Here is a 23,263-nt window from a genome sequence, read left to right as displayed (position 1 = left end):
TCGGTTAACGTCGTCGCCGGGCGGCCGTTTTTTTGCCCACGGCGGCGGCAGTGGCTTTTGGCAGCTCTCCTTGCGGCATTGGTGGCTGCTCTATCGGGAATACCGGCAGCGCCCCCAGCAGGCGCGCGCCATAGCTTTTGTTGATCAGTCTGCGGTCGTAAATCACGATTTCGCCGAAGCAGTCATGACTGCGGATCAGTCGCCCGACCTGCTGGATCAGATTAAAAGAGGCGCTGGGCAAACTCTGCACTTCAAAAGGATAGCGCTTCAGGCTTTTCAGCCACTCCCCTTCCGTCAAAATAACCGGGCTGTCCACCGGCGGGAAAGCTATTTTATGAATATGCACCTGCGACAGCAGCTCACCTTTCAGATCCAGCCCCTCGGCAAAGGACTGCAGGCCAACCAGTACGCTGGTTTCGCCCCGCTCCACGCGCTGGCGGTGCAGCGCCACCAGCGCGGGGCGGGGTTTATCCCCCTGCACCAGCATCATCAGACGCAGTTCGGGCAGATAGCTGAGAAACTGCTGCATGGCGCGATTACTGGCAAACAGCACCAGGATGCCTTTATGCGCCGCCAGGCGGATCTGCTGGCGGAAGAAGTGCGCCATTTCCGCCAGGTGCTGCACCTCATTGGCCAGCATCGGCTCCAGCTTCATCTGCGGGATGACCAGCTTGCCCTGCGCGACATGGTTAAACGGCGAGTCCAGCGCCACAAAGCGATCGCCGGCCTTTTCGCTCAGGCCGGACATCTCCTGCAGGCGCTGGAAGCTGTTCAGCGAACGCAGCGTGGCCGAGGTCAGTACCACATGGGGAATTTTGCGCCACAGCAGCTTTTCCAGCTGTTCGCTGACGCGAATGCCGGCGCAGTGAAACAGGTAATGCGCGTTGCCGTCGCGTATTTCGCGCGTAACCCATTTCGATACCGGTGCACCGGAAGCCTGCTCCATCGAGGCCAGCCGCCACAGCTTGCTGCTGGCCTCGAACGCACCGAGCGCACGGCTCATCTGGATCAGCGTGCGTTGCAGGCGCACCACGTCAAACTGGCCGGTTTTCTCACTCAGGTCGTTCATCAGCCCTTCGGCCAGCCCGCGCAGCGCGTCACTGAGCTTAAACAGCCGGGCGCACAGGGCCATTATCTCTTCCGGCAAGCGCCCCATTTCAAAGCGGAACTCGTCTTCCTGCCCTTCAGCGGGCAGATACAGCGCGAAAATCTGCGTGAGCAGCTGCAGCTGCTCACGCAGATTTTCGCAGTGGGCTTTGAGTTTGTCAGGATGGCTAAGCGGTGGCGGTCGTTTCGGGCGGAACTGCGCCAGGCACTGCTCTACCAGCCGGCAGAACAGATCGAGCTGCAGCGCGTTCCAGCCCGGTGTGACGTCCCCGCTCATCTCCAGCGCATCACGCGCCACTTCCGGCAGATGATGGCCTTCATCCAGCACCAGCAGCAGTTCTTTCGGCGGCGGCAGCACCGATTCGGTTTCCAGCGCCGCCATCACCAGCGCGTGGTTCGCCACCACCACGTCAGCATGTTCAATTTCGCGCCGCGCCACGTAAAACGGGCATTCGCGGAACCAGTGACAGTGGCTGCCGAGGCAGTTGGCCTTATCAGTACTGAGGCGCTGCCAGAGAGAATCTTCAATGTTTTCCGCACTGTGATCGCGCAGCCCGTCCCACTGATGGCGGTTAAGGGATTTTTCCAGTTCGCTACAGACCGCGCGCTCATCTTTACTGGCGGTCATCTGCTCGTCGAGAAACAGCAGCAGATCGCCCTGCTGCTGCTCGTCGCCAGCCAGCGCCGACAGGTTACGCGGGCAGACATAGCGTCCACGGCCAAAGGCGGCGGTAAACTTAAGTTCGGGGATAATCTTTTTTAACAGCGGCAGATCTTTACTGAAAATCTGATCCTGCAACGCCACGTTAGCGGTACTGACCACCAGCGGTTTTTCCCCGGCACGGCTCACGGCGATGCCGGGGATCAGATAAGAGAGGGTTTTCCCCACCCCGGTAGGCGCTTCTATCGCCAGGTGACGGCCATCGTCCCCCGCCAGCGTTTTCGCCACTTCGGCGATCATCTGCCGCTGCGGGGCGCGCGGAATAAAATCGGGGACTTGCTGTTGCAGGGCTTTATACCACCCGGCAATCTGCGTTTTTAACGCGACAGTTAACGCCATGACAACCAATTCCAGCTAAACAGGGCTGTATTTTTGCACAGTATGGCGTCGCCGTCAGCCTGCAAACGCCGGTTGGCAAAAACTATCGCGCCGCTAACAGAAAAGTTTAGCCGCTGTGCTGTTTATACATCAGCGTAGTGGTATCCAGATCACCTGCCGTGGAGCGCGCACAGGCGGGGATCTGCCCGGCTACCTGCCAGCCGAGCTGCAGTTAGAGCGATTCAGCGATATCGCCGCTGCGCGTGTCCAGCACCAGCAGACTGCGTCCGGCCTGCCATGCCTTCTGTTCGGCCCGGCACATCAGCTGCCGGGCGATGCCGCGCCGCCGGGCGTCCGGGTGAACCAGCAGCTTAATAATTTCACCGCGATGTGCCCCGTTAGCCGGCATCGCCAGCGCCAGCATCACCGTCGCCACAATCCGCCCTTCAATGCGCGCCACCAGCAGCTGCTTATCTCCACATGCCAGGCTAAGTAGCGCATCCTGCCAGAAGTGGCGCAGTAATTCAGGGTCACGCTGGATAAAACCGATACTCGCCCCCTCTGCAATACAGCCATCAAGCACCGCACACAGTGCCGGAAGTTCTGCCTGCGCCTGCTGCGCCGTTAACCATTGATAGTCCGTCATGGGCGAGCCACCACCAGCGCATAGTGCGCCCCCGTGGCCTCCGGCGCATGAAAAGAGCTGCGGCCAGACAGATGAAAGCGCAGACAATCCCCCTGCTCCAGCCGCCAATGGCGATTGTCCAGGGTAAATTCCAGCACGCCGCCCAGCATCCAGATATGCTGCTCCAGCCCGGCCAGCGGCGGTAGGTCGTAGTCGATACGCGCACCGACATCCAGCCGTGCTTCAACCAGTTCAGCCTGAAATGCCTGTGCCGGGGGCGATACGCTACGCCGCCGGTAACCGCTCTGCGCATCGTACCAGAGGCTTTGACTATCCGTACGCAGCAGCTGAATTCCGTCCTGCTCAACCTCGCTTAACAAGCGTGACAGGGTGAAGCCATAGAGGTGGCACAGGCGATTGAGCAAGCTGGCCGTCGGGCTGCTCTCCGCCCGTTCAATTCGCGACAGTGAAGCGCGGCTAATGCCGGAAAGTTCGGCCAGCGTCTCCAGCGACCAGTTTTTTTCCAGCCTCAGGTCTGCAAGACGCCGGGCAAGCCGTTGTTATGTTGAATTAATGTCCATTTAATTGTTTCAAATATGGGAATTAATCTCTTTTATGAGATTCAGCCGCGTTTTCCCGCCCCGACAAGTTGTACATAAAAAAAAAGTTTGTACAACAAAGCAGAATTGAGTAGTTTGGTGGCAGGTCTGACAGTCAGTAAGAGGTAATTCATGACCCTGTACAGCATCGGAGACGTTGCCGAAAAGTGCGGTATTAACCCGGTCACACTGCGCGCCTGGCAACGACGTTATGGACTGCTGAAACCCCAGCGCACCGAGGGTGGCCACCGCCAGTTCGATGATGAAGATATACAGCGTATTGAAGAGATCAAACGCTGGATTGAGAGCGGCGTATCGGTAGGCAAGGTCAGGGCCTTGCTGGAAGGCGAAAATATTAGCCAGGATAATGGCATAGTTGCTCTTCAGGACGAGATGATGAGCGTTATTCGGCTGGTGCGCCCATCCAAACTGCGCGTTAAAATTGCCTCATTAGGAAAAGAATTTCCGGTTGATACTCTGATCGACGAGGTTTTTGTCCCCATCCGCCAGCGCCTTGGGCTGGATCAAAACACCGCGCGCACCCTGTGCAGTTTTCTCGATGGTGCACTGATTGATTACATCTCCTTTTGCCTGACCGGCGCGCGTAAGAAAGCAGGAAAAGATGCATTGCTGATTGGTTGGGGGATAACCGATCGTACGCGCCTGTGGCTGGAAGCCTGGCGGCTGGCGCAGCAAGGTTGGCGCATTGACCTGCTGGCAGAACCGCTGGGATCACCGCGCCCCGAACTTTTTCCCGGCCAGCATATTTTTGTCTACAGCGGTAAAACGCTGACCCGGCGCCAGGAAGAACAATTGGCTCACTGGCAGGAACAGGGATTCTCTGTCACCCCTCACGTTCACTGAAGGAATCATCAATGACGCAGCAGGCAGCACTGAAACAACTGGTGGCGTTTTATCAACGGCTTGATGCCAGCCAACTGTCGATGCTGGCCGCGATCTACCACCCGGACATTCGCCTGTGCGACCCGGTTGGTGAACATCAGGGGCTGGCCGTGGTGGAACGCTACTTTGCCGCATTGTTAAAAAACATGCGCTATTGCCGCTTTGTGGTGACGCTAACCCGGGAATTTGATGATGATGCCCTGCTGCTGTGGCGCATGGAGTACGCTCATCCCCGGTTGCAGGGCGGCGCTGATCAAACGCTGGAAGGTAGCAGCTATCTGCAGTTGCGTGATGGCAAGGTGGTCTTTCAGCGTGATTACTACGACATGGGTGCGATGATTTATGAAAAGTTGCCGCTTGTGGGTGCCGCTGTGCGCCTGGTCAGAAAGAGGTTACAACCATGAAACGCGTACTTATCACCGGAGCCAGTTCCGGGATTGGCCTGCAGCTGGCGCGCGATTACGCCGCCGACGGCTGGCACGTCATCGCCTGTGGGCGCAGTCAGCAAAAGCTGGAGGCGCAGCATGCAGGACACGCGCACATCGATATCTGCACCTTTGATATCACCGACCTGGCGGCGACGCGGGCCGCCCTTTCCGGCCGCATCGTCGAGTTGGCGATCCTGTGCGCCGGCACCTGTGAATACCTCGACCACGGCATTGTGGAAGCCGAAAAAGTCCACCGCGTGATGCAGACTAATTTCAGTGGGCCGATCAACTGCCTTGATGCCCTGCTGCCGCAGATGCAGCCCGGCAGCCGCGTGGCGCTGGTGGGGTCCATCGCCAGCCTGGTCGCTCTGCCCCGCGCTGAAGCCTATGGGGCATCGAAAGCGGCGCTGGCGTATTTCGCCCGCAGTCTGGCACAGGACATTAAGCGCCAGCAGATAGGCATCAGCCTGGTGTTACCCGGCTTCGTCGATACCCCGCTGACGCAGCGCAATGACTTTGCCATGCCAATGATGGTCGATACGATGCAGGCATCGCGTTTTATCCGCCGTGGGCTGGCCAAAGGGCAGACTGAAATCGCCTTTCCCCGCCTGTTTGCCTTTATGTTGCGGGTGACTTCCCGGTTGCCCCTTGGCCTTCAGCGTCTGTTAACGCAAAAAATAGCGAGGTAATCCGTGCGGGTTGCAATTATTGGTAGTGGTATTGCCGGCCTGAGCTGCGCGTGGAAACTGGCGGCAAAGGCAGAAGTTGATCTGTACGAAGCCGCTTCAACGCCTGGCGGCCATACCGCAACGGTTGACGTCGAACTGGCGGGTGAAAGCCGGGCTATCGACACCGGCTTTATTGTTTATAACGATCGCACCTATCCGCGCTTTCGGGCGCTGCTGGCCGAACTGGGACTGGAAAGCCAGCCGACCGAAATGAGCTTTTCGGTACGCAATCAGCGTAGCGGTCTTGAGTATAACGGCCATTCGATCAGTAGCCTGTTTGCCCAGCGCAGTAACCTGCTGAAACCCTCGTTCTACCGCTTCCTGCTGGAAATTGTGCGATTCAACCGCCGCGCTAAAAGGTGGCTGCTACAACCCGGCCAGCAGGCGTTGCTTGATGACTTTCTGCGTCAGCACGGGTTCAGCGAGTTCTTTGCACAGCATTACATTCTGCCAATGGGGGCGGCTATCTGGTCCACCTCGCTGGCGCAGATGCGCAGTATGCCACTGGCCCAGTTTCTCAACTTCTTTAATCACCACGGTCTGCTGGATTTAACCCAGCGCCCGCAATGGTTCGTGGTGCCAGGCGGTTCACGCCAGTATATCCGGCGGATGATGCAGCGGATTGGCGATCAGATAAACCTGTGGCTGGCAACGCCGGTAACACGGGTAACCCGCGATGCCGACGGCGTCACGCTGGAGAGTTCGCGTGGTTTACAGCGCTATGATCAGGTCATCTTTGCCTGCCACAGCGACCAGGCACTGGCCCTGCTGGCTGACGCGTCTGCTGATGAGCGCACCATGTTGATCGGCGTGCCCTACGCCGCTAATGAAGTGGTGCTGCACACCGATATCAGCCTGTTACCGCGCGCACGCGCCGCCTGGGCCAGCTGGAACTACCATCTTAATGACTGCAGCAAAAGCGATGAGCAGGCCGCCGCCAGTGTTACCTACAATATGAACATTTTGCAGGGCATCAACGCCAGTCACACCTTCTGCGTCAGCCTCAACCCGTCGCAACCGATTGATGAAGCCAAAGTGTTGCGCCGCTTCATCTATCACCATCCGCAGTTTGGTGCCGACTCGCCCCAGGCTCAGCAGCTGCGGCTGCGGCTCAACGGCGACAACCGTAGCTGGTTCTGCGGTGCCTGGAGCTATAACGGTTTCCATGAGGATGGCATCCGCAGCGCGCTGGACGTGATAAGCGGCATGGAACAAAAGGGGCTGCTATGAACAGCGTGCTGTACAGCGGCCACGTCCGTCACCGCCGCTTCACGCCGGTGGACCACCGCTTCAGCTATAAAATTTTTATGCCGCTGATCGATCTTGATGAATTGTCACAGCTTAAAGAAGCAGGAATTGGCAGCGGCCGCCTGTGTGCGGCCAGCTTCTGCCATGACGATTATCTGGGCGGCGGCGATATCAAACAGCGTGCCCAGGCGCGTATCGCGCAACTGACCGGGGAACATCTGTCAGGACGGGTGATGCTGCTGACCCAGCTACGCTACTTTGGCTGTTCGTTTAATCCGGTCAATTTTTACTATCTCTATGATGATGCCGATACCCTACGCTGGATGCTGGCGGAGGTGCGCAATACGCCGTGGAATGAGCGTCATACTTACGCGGTCAAACCCGACGGCAGTGAAACAACAGAAAAAGCGTTCCATGTCTCACCCTTTAACCCGCTGGAGATGACCTACCACTGGCGGCTGTCCGCGCCGGGTCAATCACTGCTGGTGCATATTGAAAATCACCGTGACGGGCGTGAGTTTGATGCCACTTTACATCTGCGCCGCCAGCCGTTGAACCGGCAAAATCTGCGCCATTTTCTCTGGCGATTTCCACTGATTACCGCTCGTACCGCGCTGGCCATTTACTGGCAGGCGTGGAAACTATGGCGCAAAGGCGCGCCAGTTTATGCTCACCGTAAAGCAGAGAAATGATCGATGACTGACACCAATTTAAGCCTGACGCGCCGCGACAAAACCGCCAACTGCTGCCCGGCTTCACGCCGCGCGATCTTCTCCCTGCTGCAACATATTCAGGGTGCGGGGCTTACCGTGCACGATCCGCAACTGGGTACGCAGTTTTTTGGTGATGCCGGGGCATCGCTGCAGGCTAAAATGGTGGTGCAACATGCACGCACTTACCGCCGGGCGCTGCTGGGCGGCACCATTGCCGCCGCCGAAAGCTATATGGATGGCGACTGGGATACCCCGGATCTCACCGCCCTGCTGCTGACGCTGGCCAATAATATCCACGTTGCCGATCGGCTGGAGTCGCGCATGAGCTGGCTGACAACACCGCTGAATCAGCTGATTCATGCCCTGCGCCGCAACAACGTGCGCCAGGCAAAGCGTAACATTGCCGCACACTATGACCTCGGCAACGACTTTTATAGCACATTTCTTGATCAGGCGATGCTTTACTCCAGCGGCTGGTTCCGCCAGCCAGAAATGACGCTTGAACAGGCGCAGCAGGAAAAAATGCAACGGTTGTGCGATCGGCTGGCGCTTGGCCCACAGGATCATTTGTTGGAAATTGGCAGCGGCTGGGGCGCGATGGCGGAATACGCCGCACGGCAATACGGTTGCCGGGTCACCACCACCACCATCTCGCGCGAACAGTTTGAATATTGCCGTCAGCGCATTGCCGCAGCGGGTTTAAGCGACCGCGTCACGGTACTGTGCGAGGATTACCGCCATCTCAACGGACAGTATGACAAGATAGTTTCCATAGAAATGATCGAAGCGGTCGGTAAAGCCTATATCCCGCTGTTTTTCCGGTGCTGCCAGCAGCTGCTGAAACCCGGTGGCCGCATGGCGTTGCAGGCGATTACCATCAGCGAAGAACGTTTTTCCTCATATGCTCGCGGCGTTGACTTTATTCAACGCTATATTTTTCCCGGTGGCTTTCTGCCCTCGGTCAGTTTATTAAATGACACGTTGAAAGCTGTGAGTGATTTCAGCGTTGTTGACCAGTTTGAGATGGGCGAGGATTACGCGCGGACTTTGCAATGCTGGCGACAGCGCTTTGACCACGCCTGGCCGCAGCTGGCACAGGGGCGCTTTGACGAACGCTTCCGCCGTATGTGGTTGTTTTACCTCTGTTACTGTGAAGCTGGCTTCCGCGCCCGGACCATCGGCACCGTGCAGCTGACGCTGCAACGGCATGAGCCGCTGGCGCTTTAACCCTGATTTATGCGTGGCCAGGCCTGGTAAGCTGGCCGCTTCCCGTTCGCACAGATACACGCCACCTGGAGGTCAATAATGTTGAAAGCCCTGTTACTGACGCTTTGCCTGTTAACTGCGGGCTGCGGAAGCCCGCTGGACAATTATCAGCAGGCGCAGCCAAAAATAGACATCTTCAACTGGTTTAGCGGTGAATCACGCGCGTGGGGGATGGTACAGGATTACAGCGGTAAACAGGTCCGCCGTTTCAACGTCACGATCCACGGCCAGGTGGCCGGAGATACCCTGACGTTAAACGAGCATTTTGTTTATGACGACGGCGAAAAACAGGCCCGCGTCTGGCATATTCGCCGCCAGCCGAACGGCGGTTACGTAGGGAATGCCGGGGATATCATCGGTAGCGCACAGGGCAACGCCAGCGGCAACGCCTTCAACTGGCGTTATACCATGAGGGTAAAAACCCGGGACAGCGAGTATAAGCTGAACTTCGACGACTGGATCTATCAGCAGGATGCAAACCATCTGATGAACGTCACCTCAATGAAGAAATTCGGCATAGAAGTCGCCCGCGTCACGCTGTTTTTCGCTAAACAGACTGAACTGGCTCGCTGAAGCACCATTTTAGCTTAATTTCGACGCATTAAGGCGTTATACTGCGCCCTCTTTTGAGTAAAACAGGCTACAACATGAACTGGCAAAAAATCGGTGTAGTATTTATCTTCCTGCTGATGGCGCTGGGCGGTATCGGCGGCGTCATGCTCGCCGGGTACACCTTTATCGTTCGTTCCTGAAGCGTAGTCTGGCGGCTTCCTGCCGCCGTCCTCTGTGCAAAATGAAACGCAACCTGTTACCCGTAGAGAACTTTTGCCTGTAGTTCCCCGCCGTACCCGCGCAATAAACAGAAATAATCCCTGCATCAGGCACCCCTCATGGCAAACTCTGCCATACTGAATACCGGCTCACGCACAATCTTTTACAGCCTGAATTGACTTCACTCAGTTGCACACACCCGATCTAAATCAATAATTAACCACCGGAGTACTAATGAAAATAATTATTAGCGATCATAAATATCCGGAAAAAGAAATATCATTACTGACGGTGATAATACCTATTTAAACTTCAGATACAAAAACCTCTGGCTGTATATCAACGCGCTAAGGAGGAAAATTTTTAAAAAGAACAAATCCTTCATTTTTCAAACTATTCCCACCTTAATTCCGGAAGATATCGCTGTTATTCACCTGTTCAATGAGGTGGCCAGAACTAACAGAAAATGGGTTTCAACCTTTGAAACCGAGATACCGCGCGTGCTGCCAGTCAAAGGGATGGCTAAATTAGCCAATCCGGAACTCCACTCACAGCTTAAGCTGGCTGCGGCAGCGCAATGTATTGGGGTGATTGCCATTTCTGAAGCCACGCGAAATATACAGTTGAAGCTTTTGCATTCATTTCCGGCAGAAAAACAGGTTATTTCAGCCAAGCTGCATGTCCTGCATCCTCCTCAGTCATTACTGCATGAAGAGGTCCGCCACCATTGCGAACCGAAGGTGACTTTCACCTTTATCGGTTCGGATTTCTACCGCAAAGGCGGAGCCGAGGTGGTGCTGGCTTTCAGTGAGCTGGCTGATGAAGGCGTTATTGATGTCAACACCGTGCAGGTTAACGTAATCGGGGATTTAACGCGCAGACATAATATTGCTCATGGCCGTTTCCAGGACGACGAACCGTTTTATACACGGATTGAAACCCTGCTGGGCGAACTGCCTGTTTTCAAACAGGTCAACTCGCTGCCTAATACGCAATTTCTGCAGCTGCTGAAAGAAACCCAGGTTGGCCTGCTGCCAACCTGGCAAGATACTTACGGGTTTTCCGTACTGGAGATGCAGGCCAGTGGCTGCCCGGTGATCACCACTAACGTGCGCGCTCTGCCGGAAATCAATCCTGAGCAGGCGGGGTGGCTGATCGCCTGTCCGCTTAACGACAGGTTTGAGTTGACTGTCTCTTCCGAACAGGAGAAGAACCAGCTAAGAAAACTGATCGTCACGAAACTGAAGGAACAGGTTACTGCCATTCTGCAAGACAGGAGTATGCTTCATGCTCGTTCGGCAGGTTCGCTGGCCAGAATCCGGCTTGAACACGATCCCGCCGCGTTTCGTGCCAGGCTTAATGAGATTTATCAGTCTGCTATATGAGCGACACATATTGATTAAGTGCATGATGTAAAACTAAAATTCACCGACAGGCGCGTGCAAAGCCGGGCGTCTTTTCTCCCTGTCAGGGTTTTAAAATTGACTGCGCCGATAAGCCTTTGCGTACCGACATCAGCAATCGATCTACAGCGTTTGTTATCACCCTGAAGGAAGAAGTTATTCTGTCATCCACCAACGGGTCGCTGCGTGATATAGCGGGCAAACTCGTCAGGGATACGCGCAAAGGTAAACAGAAACCACGGGGTAAAACGCTCAGGATGAGTCTCTATTTCCTGCTGGATATCCGCCAGTGAACTGTAACGCCAGTCATCCGCTTCTTCAGGGTTGATGGCGGGTAGCGCGTCGCTGACGGCGAAATAAACATGGCCGTATTCATGCTCGGTGAGTCCGTTACTTAACGGCAGGTTGTAACTGAGTTCAAACATCGGCTGCAAATGCAGATCCAGCCCCATCTCTTCCAGAAGGCGACGTTGTGCAGCATCTGCGGTCGACTCCTGCGGATAAGGGTGGCCGCAAGTGGTATTACTCCACAGGCCGCCACAGTGATATTTACCGCGTGCGCGTTGCTGCAGCAGCAGCTGATGGTCAGAGTTAAACACGTAAACGGTTACTGCGCGGTGCAGTAACCCCTTCTCATGTACCTCAAGCTTTTCCATCTTACCGGTAGGGCGGTCGTGGCGATCGACCAGGATAACTTCAATTGCAGACATGCCGACTCCTTTACGCTAATGCCAACTATTTTGACATAAGACAAGGACATTAATCTGCATATTATCGCGTGCTAAAGAACGCAAAAGATGACATTGCCGCTCCGGCTGCGCATTTGGGGTTGCCCGTGCTCGCTGCTAACCGGCTGCTTTAGCTTACCGCTTATGCTCCGGCTTCTGTCACCTGCTGACGGGCGCGAAAAATATGCCCGCAGCCATACTGCAATAGCCGCGCGACCAGCAGCTGACCGCCATCGGTTTCACGCCGGGCAAACTCAAGCTCCGGCGCGGTAACCGGCGCAGCCCATAGCAGATTGACCTGATCTCCGTGACGTTTGGGTAAGGCGAACTGCCCGGCATCGCCCGCCAGCAGGCCGGACAAAACAAAGCCTGCGAAGCCAACCGGGGCCAGCGCGGAGTCCAGCGTATGCCCTTCCCCCAGCCAGCTAAGACGCGCCCACGGCATATGGGCAAAGCCCGCCAGCGCACTTGCCATCTGTACCGCGTTATCTTCCGTCATCACTGAAGCATCAACAGCGAGGGCAAGTTCGCAACGGCGATGCGCAGAAGCGAAATGCGGATAGAGAAAGTCAACCCGGGGCATCGGCCGCACCGACATGCCCAGCGTGAAGAAATACCAGCTTCCCTGATGATAATGCTGCGAAATCGCCATCGGCGGCCAGTTACCCTGGTCGATGGCGTAGTACTTGAGGGATCCGCCATACTGCGCCTGGTAACACTGCAACATCTCCTGCTGTAAAGACTGCCACGGCTGGCCATCTTGCCAGTCGCGCCAGAACTGGCGGTGCTGCTGCGCGGCGGCATAGTATTCATTGGTGGAAGCCGACCCGAGCGGTGCGGTCAGAGGACTGGCCTTAATACAGCCAGCCGAATAGCTGACCTGCTTATCCTGATAAAGACTCCAGCCGGGGATCACCGCCAGCAGCTGCCCCTGATACCACAGCGCTGCGCCATCATCACTGGGTTCCCAGACAATTTGCACAGCGGCGGGGTCGAGCATTGGCTCCGCCTCCAGCGTGCGGCAGTACGCGGCGCTAAGTAACGGCGCAATGCCTTGCTTTATCGCCGCCACGTCCTCCCGTTGCGGCGCCGGCAGCAGGTTGCGTAACCAGCGGCCGCGTACGGCAAACCGCGTGCGCAATGCTTGCGCTGGCCAGATGTAAAAGTAGGCAGTTCGCTCGTCCTGTTCGACTATGGCGATCAGCGTCTGTTGCTGATTGCTGACTTCAGCAATCTGATAAGGCCTGGTCATAACGCCTCGACGTCAGTGCGGAGGGGGCGATTTTCGCCGATTATCAACCAGCATGCCGCGCCGGGCGACGCTGCGGCAAGGGTAATTGTCTCAAAACGGCATGGGGCTAACCGCCAACCCGCGTCATGGCAGGCTGCAAGGCACCACGATGCATTGAATAACCTGGCGATAATATGAATGCGCGCACGGACAGTGCGCCGTCTTAGCGGCAAAAGTACCGGCCAAAAAACTGTTGCTGAACGTTGTCACCTGTCACGGGCACCCCAGCTGCCCGGGTGTTGAGAGCGGGGCAAGCCCCGCTGATACCTACAGATAATCAAATTCGGCATTGTGGGTGCGCACGGAGTCCAGTCCAATCATTACGCTGAATTTACCCGGCTCGGCAACATGCTGCATTTTGGCATTCCAGAACTTCAGCGCGCTGGCGTCGATCGGGAAAGTGACCGTTTGTGATTCACCGGCCTGTAGCATGATACGCTTGAAGCCTTTCAGCTCTTTCACCGGACGGCTGATGCTCGCCACATTGTCGCGCAGATAGAGCTGAACCACCGTTGCCCCGGCGTATTTACCACTGTTGGTCACCGTGATGCTGGCGTTGACCGTGGCGTTTTTCTTCAGGGTTGCCGCAGACATTGTCACCGGCGATAGCGTAAAGTCGGTGTAGCTCAGGCCATAGCCGAACGGGAACAGCGGGCCATTCGCTTCATCGAAGTAATGCGAAGTGTACTTGTTAGGATGTTCGAAATTATAGGGCCGCCCGGTATTCAGATGGTTGTAGTACATCGGGATCTGCCCCACCGAACGCGGGAAGGTCATCGGCAGCTTGCCAGAGGGGTTATAGTCGCCGAACAGCACATCAGCAATGGCATTGCCGCCTTCGGTGCCGCTGTACCAGCTCTCCAGCAGCGCATCGGCCTGCTGCGTCTCCTGCACCAGCGTTAACGCCCGCGCGTTCATCAATACCAGCACCAGCGGCTTACCGGTGGCTTTTAACGCGCTGATCAGCTGCCGCTGACTGGCTGGCAGCGTCAGGTCGGTACGGCTGGAAGCCTCGTGCGCCATACCGCGCGCTTCACCTACCGCCAGCACCACCACGTCCGCTTTCTTCGCCGTTGCTACGGCTTCATCCAGCATTTGCCGAGGGGAACGCGCATCAACGGTCACCGCCTTTTCATACAGATTGAGGAAATCCTGAATGCCCCTGTTGTCGGTGATATTGGCCCCTTTGGCATACAGCAGCCTGGCCTTGTCGGCAGTGGCATTTTTCATCCCCTGCAGCAGCGTCACCGACTGGCCTGCCACCCCGGCCGCCGACCAGCTGCCCATAATATCTATCTGGCTGTCGGCCAGCGGGCCAATCAGCGCAATGGTGCCGTTTTTTTTCAGCGGCAGCGTGTCCAGCCGGTTTTTCAGTAGCACCATGCTTTTACGCGCCACATCACGCGCTTCTGCACGGTGCAGGCGGCTTTCCGCGTTGGTATCAGCCGGATCGCTGGTGGCCGGGCCTAAATGGCTGTAAGGATTGTTAAACAGTCCCATATCGTATTTCACATTCAGTACATGACGGGTGGCGTCATCGATTTCCGCCATGCTGACCGCCCCGCTCTTTACCAGGCCCGGCAAGTATTTGCTGTAATATTCGTCGCTCATACTCATATCGATACCGGATTTCAGCGCAACGCGCACCGCATCCTGCGGATCGCGCGCCACGCCGTGCTGGATCAGCTCTTTGATCGCCCCGTGGTCGCTGATGGTAATGCCCTTGAATTTCCAGTCATGACGCAGAATGTCTTTTAGCAGCCAGCTGTCAGCACTGGCCGGTACGCCGTTCAGTGAATTCAGCGCCACCATCACGCCGCCGCTGCCGGCATCCAGCGAGGCTTTATACGGCGGCAGATAGTCCTGGAACAGGCGTTGCTGGCTCATATCAACGGTGTTGTATTCGCGCCCACCTTCTACCGCACCGTAGGCGGCAAAGTGTTTCACGCTGGTCATCACCGAATAGCGATCCGCCGGACTGTGGCCCTGCATGGCTTTTACCATCACCCGCCCCATAACACTGCTCAACCAGGTATCTTCGCCAAAACCTTCCGATCCCCTTCCCCAGCGCGGTTCACGGGTCACATCCACCATCGGCGCCCAGGTCATATTAAGACCGTCATCGGCCGCTTCATAAGCCGCAATACGCCCCACTTCAGCGACTGCATCCGTATCCCAACTGGCGGCTAACGCCAGCGGGATCGGGAACTGGGTGCGCTGCCCGTGGATCACGTCATAGGCAAAGAACAGCGGGATCTTCAGGCGGCTAAGCTGCATCACCTGATCCTGCATCTGCCGGATATCCTGGCGGGTAATGGTATTGAAAATCGCCCCGACCTGCCCCTGCTGGATCATGTCGCGAATGGCCGATTGGGGATTCTCCGGCCCGACGCTGATTAGCCTGAGCTGGCCAATTTTTTCATCAAGGGTCATTTTTGTCAGCAGCCTGCTGACGAAAGCGTCGCGCGCCTGTGGGTTGAGCTGATGAGGGCCGATGATATCGGCGGCGAAAGCTGGCTGGAATGCCAGAGTGACGGCAAGGCTGACAGAACAAATCCAATTCATCAGATGATCTTCTCTCAAGTAACTGTAGCGTATCAATTATCTAACTGCATGCAGGCTGATGCGCGCAGTGTGGCATACCTGGATAATAGCAGCTAGTTTTACCATCATGAATTACCGTGTTGAAGCACGGGCTTTATAGACGGCCGGCTGATGCTAAAGTAGACAGGTGATACTGAAAAGGAAATGACATGCACACTTGCCAAGCTGCAGGAAGAAAACTGATTGCTGAACTCGGCCGTATCGTTGGCCGCAACCATTTGTTAACCGAACCCGCAAAAACCGAACGTTATCGTAAAGGCTTTCGTTCGGGCGAAGGTGACGCGCTGGCCGTGGTGTTTCCCGCCTGTTTACTGGAGCAGTGGCGCGTCCTGCAAGCCTGTGTTGCCGCCGATGTGATTATTCTGATGCAGGCGGCCAATACCGGGCTGACCGAAGGATCGACGCCCAATGGCAATGATTATCCACGCGACATCGTGATTATCAACACGCTGCGCATGGATAAAATCCAGCTGCTGGATGAGGGCAAACAGGTGCTGGCATTTCCGGGAAGTACCCTGTATCAGCTGGAAAAAGTCCTTAAGCCGCTCGGGCGCGAGCCGCATTCGGTGATCGGTTCGTCCTGTATTGGTGCGTCGGTGCTGGGCGGCATTTGTAATAACTCCGGCGGGTCGCTGGTCAAACGCGGCCCGGCCTATAGTGAAATGGCGCTGTACGCACAGATTGATGCCAACGGAAAATTGCAGCTGGTGAATCATCTGGGGATCAACCTTGGTAGTACGCCGGAGCAAATCCTCGGCAGACTGGATGATGACAGCTGGCAGCCTGCTGACGTGCAGCACGACCAGCGTCACGCCTCCGACCCGGACTACGTCAACCGGGTGCGCGATGTCGATGCCGCTACGCCGTCGCGCTTTAACGCCGATCCACGCCGCCTGTTTGAAGCCTCCGGCTGCGCCGGTAAGCTGGCGCTGTTTGCCGTGCGCCTTGACACATTTGCCAGCGAAAGTGCGCAGCAGGTGTTCTATATCGGCACCAACGATACGGCGGTGCTCGACCAGCTGCGCCGACATATTTTGTCCTGCTTCACCAACTTGCCGGTGGCCGGGGAGTATATGCATCGCGATGCTTTTGATATCGCGGAGACCTGGGGCAAAGATACCTTTGTGATGATCGACAAGCTCGGCACTGATAAAATGCCGCTGTTCTTCACGCTCAAGGGACGGATAGATGCGCTGCTGGCTCGCGTCAAGTGGCTGAAGCCCCACGCTAGCGATCGCCTGTTGCAGAGGCTGTCCGCCCTGCTGCCCGGGCATTTGCCGCCGCGCATGAAGCAGTATCGCGACCGTTTCGAACACCATCTGATGCTGAAAATGTCCGGCGACGGCGTGGCGGAAGCGCGGGCGTACTTGCAGGCGTTTTTCCAGCAGGCGCGGGGCGAGTTCTTCGAATGTGAAGGCAAAGAAGGCGCGCATGCTTTTCTGCATCGCTTTGCCGCCGCCGGTGCGGCGGTGCGCTATCACGCGGTGCACCATGATGAAGTCGAAGATATTCTGGCGCTGGATATCGCCCTGAGGCGCAACGACCGCGACTGGTTTGAGCAACTACCGCCTGAGTTCGACGGTGCGCTAGTGCATCGCCTGTATTACGGCCACTTCCTGTGCCACGTCTTCCATCAGGACTACATTGTGAAAAAAGGGGTGAATGTCCACGCGCTGAAGGAGAAGATGCTGGCCATCCTCGAAGCGCGCGGGGCGGAATATCCGGCCGAACATAATGTCGGGCACCTTTATCAGGCTAAGCCGCCGCTGAAAGCGTTTTACCAGCAGCTTGATCCCACCAACCGTTTTAATCCCGGCATTGGTAAAACCACGCGGGCAAAAAACTGGGCTGACTGCGACTGCGGCAAGTAGGTTACCGGGCGGGGACGGTTTCCCCGCCAGCCACCTCTTAGCGCTCTGCCCTTGCGCTTTACTGATGTGCCGCGTTTGTCGGCATTATCATCAGATGCGAGTCTTACTCTTATTGTGTGAATAATTAACACAGCGGGGTCAGGGCGAGAACAACCAGCATCAACCCTGGCGAACAGCAGGACGGCTTTATCGCTCGCTTAATCAACAGCCGCCGTCAGGGCCTGGCGAGTGAGGTGATGCGATCCGCTTTACGCCTGCTGGCGCAGCACGAAACCCATAATGAAGCGGTACGCCGGGCTGGAAAGCGGCGAAAGTGCGTAAACGCCGGAAGATTTCGCAGCACAAAGAAAACTGGAGCATGGCGTATAAACTCAGTCAGCGGGCAGCCGGGGATTTCTGCGAAATTTCAGACTTCAGGTGGCGGGAATTTGGTGAAGCCGGGCAGACCGCTGACCGAATGCGCCGGAAGCTTTGTTTGAGACGCTGGCCGGCATGCCAGATTTGCCCTGCTGTAGCAGGCGTTGAGCATAGCGAATTTCAGCGACACACGACTTTACACCGCGCGCCAGCGACATTCTCATTGTACGGATTTTGTACTAAGGGATGAACCCGCCACGTCATTGACGTTACAGCTCAGGCTGGCACCGCATCCGCTTAGTCCCCGGCCTGGCATACCCGTCTTTGCGCGACTGGCCCGGTTTGCTGCCAGCCGCACATCAATCATTACTCCTGCGGTGCTTCTTTTAACACCAGCTGTTCATCCTTACGTTCGATGATCATGGTTTGTGGCGTCGACAGCACCACGCCCTCTTTACGCAGCCGGGTCAGAATATCAAACAGCAGATCGCTTTTCACTCCACTCACCTGGCGTGGGCTGGCCACATTGCCGGTGATCGCCAGCACGATGCCGCTAGTGGTCAGATCCTTAAACGATACCGACGGCTCCGGCGTTTCCAGCACGCATTCGTTTTCGATATAGACATCTAACAGCAGCTGGCGTACCCGTACAGGATCGATATCCAGCGGGAAGGTCAGAGTGATGATCACCACCCCCTGGGCATTGCCCATCGTGGCGTTACGCACGTTCTGCGAGATAAACTGTGAGTTAGGCACAATCACCGTCGATCTGTCCCCCAGCTGGATCTCGGTGGCGCGCACGTTAATACGGCGGATATCCCCTTCGATGCCGCTGATGCTCACCAGATCGCCAACTTTTACCGGGCGTTCGGTCAGCAGGATCAGGCCGGAAATAAAGTTCTTCACGATCTCCTGTAAGCCAAAACCGATGCCCACCGACAGCGCGCTGACGATCCACGCCAGCTTGTTCCACTGCAGGCCCATAACAGACAGCGTCATCAGGATAACCAGCACAAAACCGATATTGCTGAACAGGGTGATGAGCGATACGCGCATCCCGACATCCATAGTGGTTTTAGGCAGAAAATCATGCTCCAGCCAGCGTTTCACCGACCGCAGCGCCCAGATACCGACCACCATACAAACCAGCGCATTCACCATATGCGCCGGGACAATGTTTAGCGATTCCAGCCCCTTACCGCCCCAGAATTCGATAGCTTTCTGCACCAGCTCGATAGGCGTTGAACTGCCAAATGTGCCGTTGAGCAGCGCCATAGCCACGACCAGCACCAGCAGGGTTTTGCCCAATGCACCCAGCAGCGCAGCGACCTGGCCCAGATGACGCTCGTCGATATTGAGCGAGCTTTGGATGCGTTTGCCGCTGGCGCTGGTAGCGGAAAACAGGCTCTCTGTGGTATCCGCCAACAGCTGGCTGCAAATATAGAAGGAGCCGAAAACGATGCCCATCCACACCAGCTCATAACTGAGGAAGCGCGCCAGGGTGATATAACCGATGGCCAGTGCAATCATAATCGCCACGCCGATCAGCGTCAGCGCCATCTGAATCAGCCCGACCAGCGTTGATTTCGCCTCCGGCTGATGCCCTTGCAGCAGCATGCGACGGCGTACGCGATTGGTACGCATGCTGATGGACAGCGCAGTTGCGCCAATCAGTAGCGCGGTCATGCCGTTGGCAAAGATGGTGGTGCCCACGCTGGTGTTCACGCTGCTGTTAACCGTTTCTACCGTCTGGAAGATAAACACCAGCGCTGCGGTTAAAGGCGGGTACGGTTTTAACGCCAGCGCGACCTCATTAGATATGGTGGGCAGACGCCACGACGGGCGGCGAGTGGAGAGAAAAGCACGTCCTAATCCGGCTATCAGTCCGCAGATAATGCTCTGATCCACCAGCCGGTCAGCAAAGACGCGCACGTCATCCACCACTTCATCGGGGCGGGTGAAGGCCAGATCGAGGAAGTTAAGCGCCAGTGCCACCGCGGCCAGCGTGGTCAGGGCAGTGGCAGCAGCAAGGAAACTGCGGCGCAGTCGGCCCCCCGGCAGATGGTGAATGCCCACCCAGGCGAGGAACTCCTCCAGATAACGGCGGCCCAGCGTGGCCACCAGTACCGCCGCCAGCACCCAGGCGAGGGTGCCTAAGCGCCAGTCTGGCTGCCAGACAAGTGCCGCAGTGGCGCTCAGTTCATCGCTAAACGCACTGATTTTGTCGCGGTCATCGCTTTGGCTGTTGAACAACGGCGTCCAGAAGTGCGCGCCGAAGATGCTGCCGGCATTCAGCGCCAGCTGGGTTTTCAGCGCATCGCGCCGAAGGTTGGCAATCTGCGCCGATAGATTGATCGAGCCGTTTTTGATCGCTTCGGCCTGCTTGATCTGATCGTCCATTTTGGATTTAAGGTTTTCCAGCTTGCCGCGCTTGCTGGTCACCTCGGCGGTCTCTTTTACCCCGCTGCCAGACTGCGGCGCCGGGCCGAGCACCGCCAGCTGAGCGTGCAGCTGGGCGCGCTGCGGAATGAGGTTCTGCATCAGGGTATCGGCATCGCCAGAAAGCTCCAGCGCCATATCATTGAGCTCATTCAGCCGGCTGGCGTTAGTTTCCGTTGAAACCCGCTGCTTGATATTGTCCAGCACCTTCTGCATTTTCGGCAGCTCGACGGCGGCATTGACCTTATGCGGCGCATCGCCATTTTGCTGAATGCTGTCATTTTCTGCCGCCAGCACCAGCTGGGGTGATAGCACGACCAAAGCCAGCAGACAGATACGAAGATAAGTAAACAAGCCAGACATGAACAGGTTCCTGATACCAAAAGCGGTGCCGACACGGCACCATGAAATTTGCCGGACAGTTTAGGCTTTTGCCCTGCACGGCACTATAGGATTAGTGAGGTAAAGTTGCGGTCGCCATCATCACACTTAACAAGCAATTGCGCCTGAGCGGGCGCGGTATTGACAGCGCGCGGCCGGATGCGCTGATTGTTTGCTGTCAGCAGTGGGCATTGCGATCGCCCGATCGCCAGAGTCAATCTGCGGCGGCTACTCAAGCGCGCTGTCATCGCCCTGTTCAGGGTTCGCTACCCGCGCCGACCGGTCCTTTTTATAGCTTAACGCGGCAGGCGGCACCGCAGAGACCTTACCGGTTTCCATCCACTGGCGCAGACGACTGGCGTCAGCAAAATGGGTGTACTTGCCGAATGCGTCGAGTACCACCAGTGAAACCGGGCGCTGATTAATCACGGTACGCATCACCAGACAGTGCCCCGCTTCGTTGGTGAAACCGGTCTTCGTTAGCTGGATATTCCAGTCAGGGCGATACACCAGATGGTTAGTGTTGCGGAATGGCAAGATGTAATTCGGGCGACGAAAGCTGGCCATATCCTCACGGGTGGTGCTCAGTTGGCCTATCAATGGGTAACGCCTGGTCGCCAGCAACAGCTTACTGAGGTCGCGAGCGGTGGAGACGTTTTCAATCGCCAGTCCGGTTGGCTCCACGTAGCGGGTATGGCTCATGCCCAGCGCACGCGCTTTGGCATTCATTGCGCGGATAAAGGCATCGTAGCCGCCTGGATAATGATGTGCCAGGCTGGCCGCCGCACGGTTTTCAGAAGACATCAGCGCCAGCAGCATCATGTTTCTGCGGCTGAGTTCACTGTTTAGCCGCACCCGCGAATAGATGCCGCGCATTTGTGGCGTGTGGCTGATATCCACTTTCAGCATCTCATCCAGCGGCAGATGCGCATCCAGCGTCACCATTACCGTCATTAACTTAGTGATTGAGGCAATGGGCCGCACCCGATCCGGGTGGCTTTGGTAGATCACTTTATTGCTGTTCAGATCGACGATCATCGCGCTTCCCGAAGCAATGTCAGGCTGGACAGCGCCGCTGACTTCAGGCTGGTGAGCACGGGCAGCGGCCTGATTCATCAGGAACGGTATGGAAAACAGCATGGCCAAACTAAGCAGGAATAAGCGAATTTTTGCTGGCATCAGTGAAAACTTCACGGCTGGTTATTCAGGTGTGGGTGCCACACGCCGCTTCCCGTCAGAGTACGGGGGCTGGCACCGGCATAATAAGCGCTTGCACCAGAATTTTCCTACTTAATATTCGTATCACCACGTTAATGAAAACACCGCCGGTTACCCGGCGGTGCGGCACGTCAGAACAGCTTGAAACCATAACCCCAAAGAAGCACGGTCAACGCCAGTAACACTTCAAGGACCAGCACACCGATAGCCAGGGTGGAACCTGAAAAACGCAGACTCTCTTCGCGGTCAATACTGAGAAACAGTGGTATGCCAACAAACAGCAGGTAGCCGGTGTAAACCAGCGCCAGCGTACCCACCAGCGCGCACAACCACACCAGCGGATAGAGCGCCACCAGCCCGCTAAGGAACATCGGCGTGGCGACATATCCGGCGAATACCCGGCAGCTGGCAAGCGAAGGACGCTGCGGGTAGTCACGCGCCATCCACCAGATGACTCGCCCCATTACCGCCACGCCGACCAGCATCAGCGCGTAGAAGAAAACAGCCAGCGTGAAAGCCGTGGATAACGACAGCATGATCGCCGGTTGATCGCTGGCCCGCCAGCCAAACTGGGTGGTGCCGATAAAAGCGCAAATCACCGGGATCAACGCCATCAGCAAGACGTGATGCGTATAGTGGTGAGAGAGAGATTCGTTCTCCTGCCTGATGTCGCGCATCTCACGGCCGGGATGCGCAAGAAGTCCCCATACATGGTTCATATCTTCACTCCTCTGAACATTGGACCGCCAGCTGGCAACCTTCCGGGCGGCATCTGTTTAAGTATAAGTGCCCCTGAACAATTTGCGGCTGATTCGCTGCAACCCGTGGTAACCAGCTCAATTTTCAACCAAAATAAACGTCAGCCCGACTTCAAATCCGGCAATCGGTGATAAAGGCGTTAAACTTACCCGTGGGTAAACAAAAGGAGTGGCGGTTTGCAAATTGACGTTAATACACTGATTGCCCATTACGGCTACTGGGCGCTATTTATCGGCTGCCTGGCCGAAGGGGAAACCTTTACGCTGCTGGGCGGCGTGGCCGCGCATGAAGGACTGTTGCGCTATAGCGGCGCAATTCTGGCGGCAATGTGCGGCGGCATGCTCGGTGACTGCGCCCTGTTCTTTATCGGTCGGCACTACGGAGAGACTATTCTGCGGCGCTTTAAACAGCATCGCCAGCCTGTCGCCCGCGCCAATCGACTGATCCGCAGCAGGCCGGTGCTGTTTGTGATTGGCGTGCGCTTTATGTACGGCCTGCGCATCGTCGGGCCGATCATTATCGGTGCCAGCAAGCTCCCTCCCCGCCAGTTCCTGCTGTGTAACCTGATTGGTGCGGCGCTGTGGGCGACTATTTTTGTTTCGCTCGGCTATCTTGGCGGCCAGGTGATTGCCCCCTGGCTGCATCAGCTGGAGCAACACCTGAAGCCGCTTTTCTGGCTGCTGTTGATGGTGGCCATAGTGTGGGGCCTTCGTTTTGCCTTAAAGAGGCGCGCAAAGTCCTAGCAGCGCCCTTTTATTCGGCGGCTGGCTACGGCGCCCAGGCTT

The 23,263-nt window shown here is 56.7% G+C and carries 19 protein-coding genes and 2 pseudogenes; 12 read left to right on the top strand and 9 right to left on the bottom strand.

The window, feature by feature from the left end; all coding sequences use genetic code 11:
* Nucleotides 1–4: 4 nt before the first annotated feature.
* The 3 genes and pseudogenes from dinG to JGC47_RS06185 all read right to left on the bottom strand — a co-directional run bounded on the left by dinG (nt 5) and on the right by JGC47_RS06185 (nt 3,304).
* Nucleotides 5–2,167, bottom strand: a complete 2,163-nt coding sequence (gene dinG / locus JGC47_RS06195) for an ATP-dependent DNA helicase DinG (protein WP_004156788.1) — start codon at nt 2,165–2,167, stop codon at nt 5–7.
* A gap of 106 nt (nt 2,168–2,273) precedes the next feature.
* Nucleotides 2,274–2,792 (bottom strand): annotated as a pseudogene (locus tag JGC47_RS06190) (GNAT family N-acetyltransferase).
* Nucleotides 2,789–3,304, bottom strand: coding sequence for a helix-turn-helix domain-containing protein (locus tag JGC47_RS06185; RefSeq protein ID WP_080515487.1), 516 nt, complete (start codon nt 3,302–3,304; stop codon nt 2,789–2,791). Before JGC47_RS06185 ends, JGC47_RS06190 begins: the two are co-directional and overlap by 4 nt.
* A gap of 198 nt (nt 3,305–3,502) precedes the next feature.
* Here JGC47_RS06185 and JGC47_RS06180 point away from each other — a divergent pair, with 198 nt between their 5' ends.
* The 9 genes and pseudogenes from JGC47_RS06180 to JGC47_RS06140 all read left to right on the top strand — a co-directional run bounded on the left by JGC47_RS06180 (nt 3,503) and on the right by JGC47_RS06140 (nt 10,812).
* Nucleotides 3,503–4,234, top strand: a complete 732-nt coding sequence (locus tag JGC47_RS06180; RefSeq protein WP_004156784.1) for a MerR family transcriptional regulator — start codon at nt 3,503–3,505, stop codon at nt 4,232–4,234.
* A gap of 11 nt (nt 4,235–4,245) precedes the next feature.
* Nucleotides 4,246–4,677 carry a nuclear transport factor 2 family protein gene (locus JGC47_RS06175; RefSeq protein ID WP_004156783.1) on the top strand — a complete coding sequence of 144 codons (432 nt, stop codon included), beginning with the start codon at nt 4,246–4,248 and terminating at the stop codon, nt 4,675–4,677.
* Nucleotides 4,674–5,390 carry an SDR family NAD(P)-dependent oxidoreductase gene (locus JGC47_RS06170; RefSeq protein ID WP_004156782.1) on the top strand — a complete coding sequence of 239 codons (717 nt, stop codon included), beginning with the start codon at nt 4,674–4,676 and terminating at the stop codon, nt 5,388–5,390. The genes JGC47_RS06175 and JGC47_RS06170 overlap by 4 nt, the downstream gene beginning before the upstream one ends.
* Before the next feature lie 3 nt (nt 5,391–5,393).
* The gene (locus JGC47_RS06165; protein ID WP_004156781.1) at nt 5,394–6,659 is read left to right on the top strand and encodes an NAD(P)/FAD-dependent oxidoreductase; all 1,266 of its coding nucleotides are present in this window, start codon (nt 5,394–5,396) and stop codon (nt 6,657–6,659) included.
* Entirely contained in the window at nt 6,656–7,369 is a 714-nt protein-coding gene (locus tag JGC47_RS06160) for a DUF1365 domain-containing protein (protein ID WP_004156780.1), read from the top strand. The genes JGC47_RS06165 and JGC47_RS06160 overlap by 4 nt, the downstream gene beginning before the upstream one ends.
* Before the next feature lie 3 nt (nt 7,370–7,372).
* Nucleotides 7,373–8,617: an SAM-dependent methyltransferase gene (locus tag JGC47_RS06155; RefSeq protein WP_004156779.1), complete on the top strand. Its 1,245-nt coding sequence runs from the start codon at nt 7,373–7,375 to the stop codon at nt 8,615–8,617.
* A gap of 78 nt (nt 8,618–8,695) precedes the next feature.
* Nucleotides 8,696–9,229: a DUF3833 domain-containing protein gene (locus tag JGC47_RS06150; RefSeq protein WP_004156778.1), complete on the top strand. Its 534-nt coding sequence runs from the start codon at nt 8,696–8,698 to the stop codon at nt 9,227–9,229.
* A gap of 74 nt (nt 9,230–9,303) precedes the next feature.
* Nucleotides 9,304–9,408, top strand: a complete 105-nt coding sequence (locus tag JGC47_RS06145) for a protein YohO (RefSeq protein ID WP_004156777.1) — start codon at nt 9,304–9,306, stop codon at nt 9,406–9,408.
* A 253-nt stretch (nt 9,409–9,661) separates the two neighbouring features.
* Nucleotides 9,662–10,812: pseudogene (locus JGC47_RS06140) on the top strand (glycosyltransferase).
* A gap of 182 nt (nt 10,813–10,994) precedes the next feature.
* Here JGC47_RS06140 and idi read toward each other — a convergent pair.
* The 3 genes from idi to bglX form a co-directional block, all read right to left on the bottom strand.
* Nucleotides 10,995–11,540, bottom strand: a complete 546-nt coding sequence (gene idi / locus JGC47_RS06135) for an isopentenyl-diphosphate Delta-isomerase (protein ID WP_004156775.1) — start codon at nt 11,538–11,540, stop codon at nt 10,995–10,997.
* A gap of 160 nt (nt 11,541–11,700) precedes the next feature.
* Nucleotides 11,701–12,810: a suppressor of fused domain protein gene (locus tag JGC47_RS06130; protein ID WP_004156774.1), complete on the bottom strand. Its 1,110-nt coding sequence runs from the start codon at nt 12,808–12,810 to the stop codon at nt 11,701–11,703.
* 306 nt (nt 12,811–13,116) lie between these two features.
* Complete coding sequence (gene bglX / locus JGC47_RS06125; protein ID WP_004156773.1) at nt 13,117–15,414, bottom strand: beta-glucosidase BglX; 2,298 nt, start codon at nt 15,412–15,414, stop codon at nt 13,117–13,119.
* 188 nt (nt 15,415–15,602) lie between these two features.
* On the opposite strand from bglX, the gene dld reads away from it, so the two are divergent.
* Nucleotides 15,603–17,324 carry a D-lactate dehydrogenase gene (dld, locus tag JGC47_RS06120; RefSeq protein WP_004156772.1) on the top strand — a complete coding sequence of 574 codons (1,722 nt, stop codon included), beginning with the start codon at nt 15,603–15,605 and terminating at the stop codon, nt 17,322–17,324.
* Between the two features lie 158 nt (nt 17,325–17,482).
* Nucleotides 17,483–17,803, top strand: coding sequence for a type II toxin-antitoxin system ParD family antitoxin (locus JGC47_RS17975; RefSeq protein WP_080515486.1), 321 nt, complete (start codon nt 17,483–17,485; stop codon nt 17,801–17,803).
* A gap of 244 nt (nt 17,804–18,047) precedes the next feature.
* Here JGC47_RS17975 and JGC47_RS06110 read toward each other — a convergent pair whose 3' ends face one another.
* The 3 genes from JGC47_RS06110 to JGC47_RS06100 form a co-directional block, all read right to left on the bottom strand.
* A complete protein-coding gene (locus JGC47_RS06110; RefSeq protein ID WP_004156769.1) occupies nt 18,048–20,483 on the bottom strand; it encodes a DUF3772 domain-containing protein in 2,436 nt (811 codons plus the stop codon).
* A gap of 246 nt (nt 20,484–20,729) precedes the next feature.
* Nucleotides 20,730–21,680, bottom strand: a complete 951-nt coding sequence (pbpG, locus tag JGC47_RS06105; protein ID WP_004156768.1) for a D-alanyl-D-alanine endopeptidase — start codon at nt 21,678–21,680, stop codon at nt 20,730–20,732.
* 170 nt (nt 21,681–21,850) lie between these two features.
* Nucleotides 21,851–22,438: a Yip1 family protein gene (locus tag JGC47_RS06100; RefSeq protein WP_004156767.1), complete on the bottom strand. Its 588-nt coding sequence runs from the start codon at nt 22,436–22,438 to the stop codon at nt 21,851–21,853.
* Between the two features lie 216 nt (nt 22,439–22,654).
* On the opposite strand from JGC47_RS06100, the gene JGC47_RS06095 reads away from it, so the two are divergent.
* The gene (locus tag JGC47_RS06095) at nt 22,655–23,221 is read left to right on the top strand and encodes a DedA family protein (RefSeq protein ID WP_004156765.1); all 567 of its coding nucleotides are present in this window, start codon (nt 22,655–22,657) and stop codon (nt 23,219–23,221) included.
* Nucleotides 23,222–23,263 lie beyond the last annotated feature (42 nt).

This window comes from Erwinia amylovora (assembly GCF_017161565.1).
Classification (GTDB): domain Bacteria; phylum Pseudomonadota; class Gammaproteobacteria; order Enterobacterales; family Enterobacteriaceae; genus Erwinia; species Erwinia amylovora.
The sequence above is the reverse complement of the archived record's forward strand: the minus strand, read 5'-3'. Positions and strand labels throughout refer to the sequence as shown.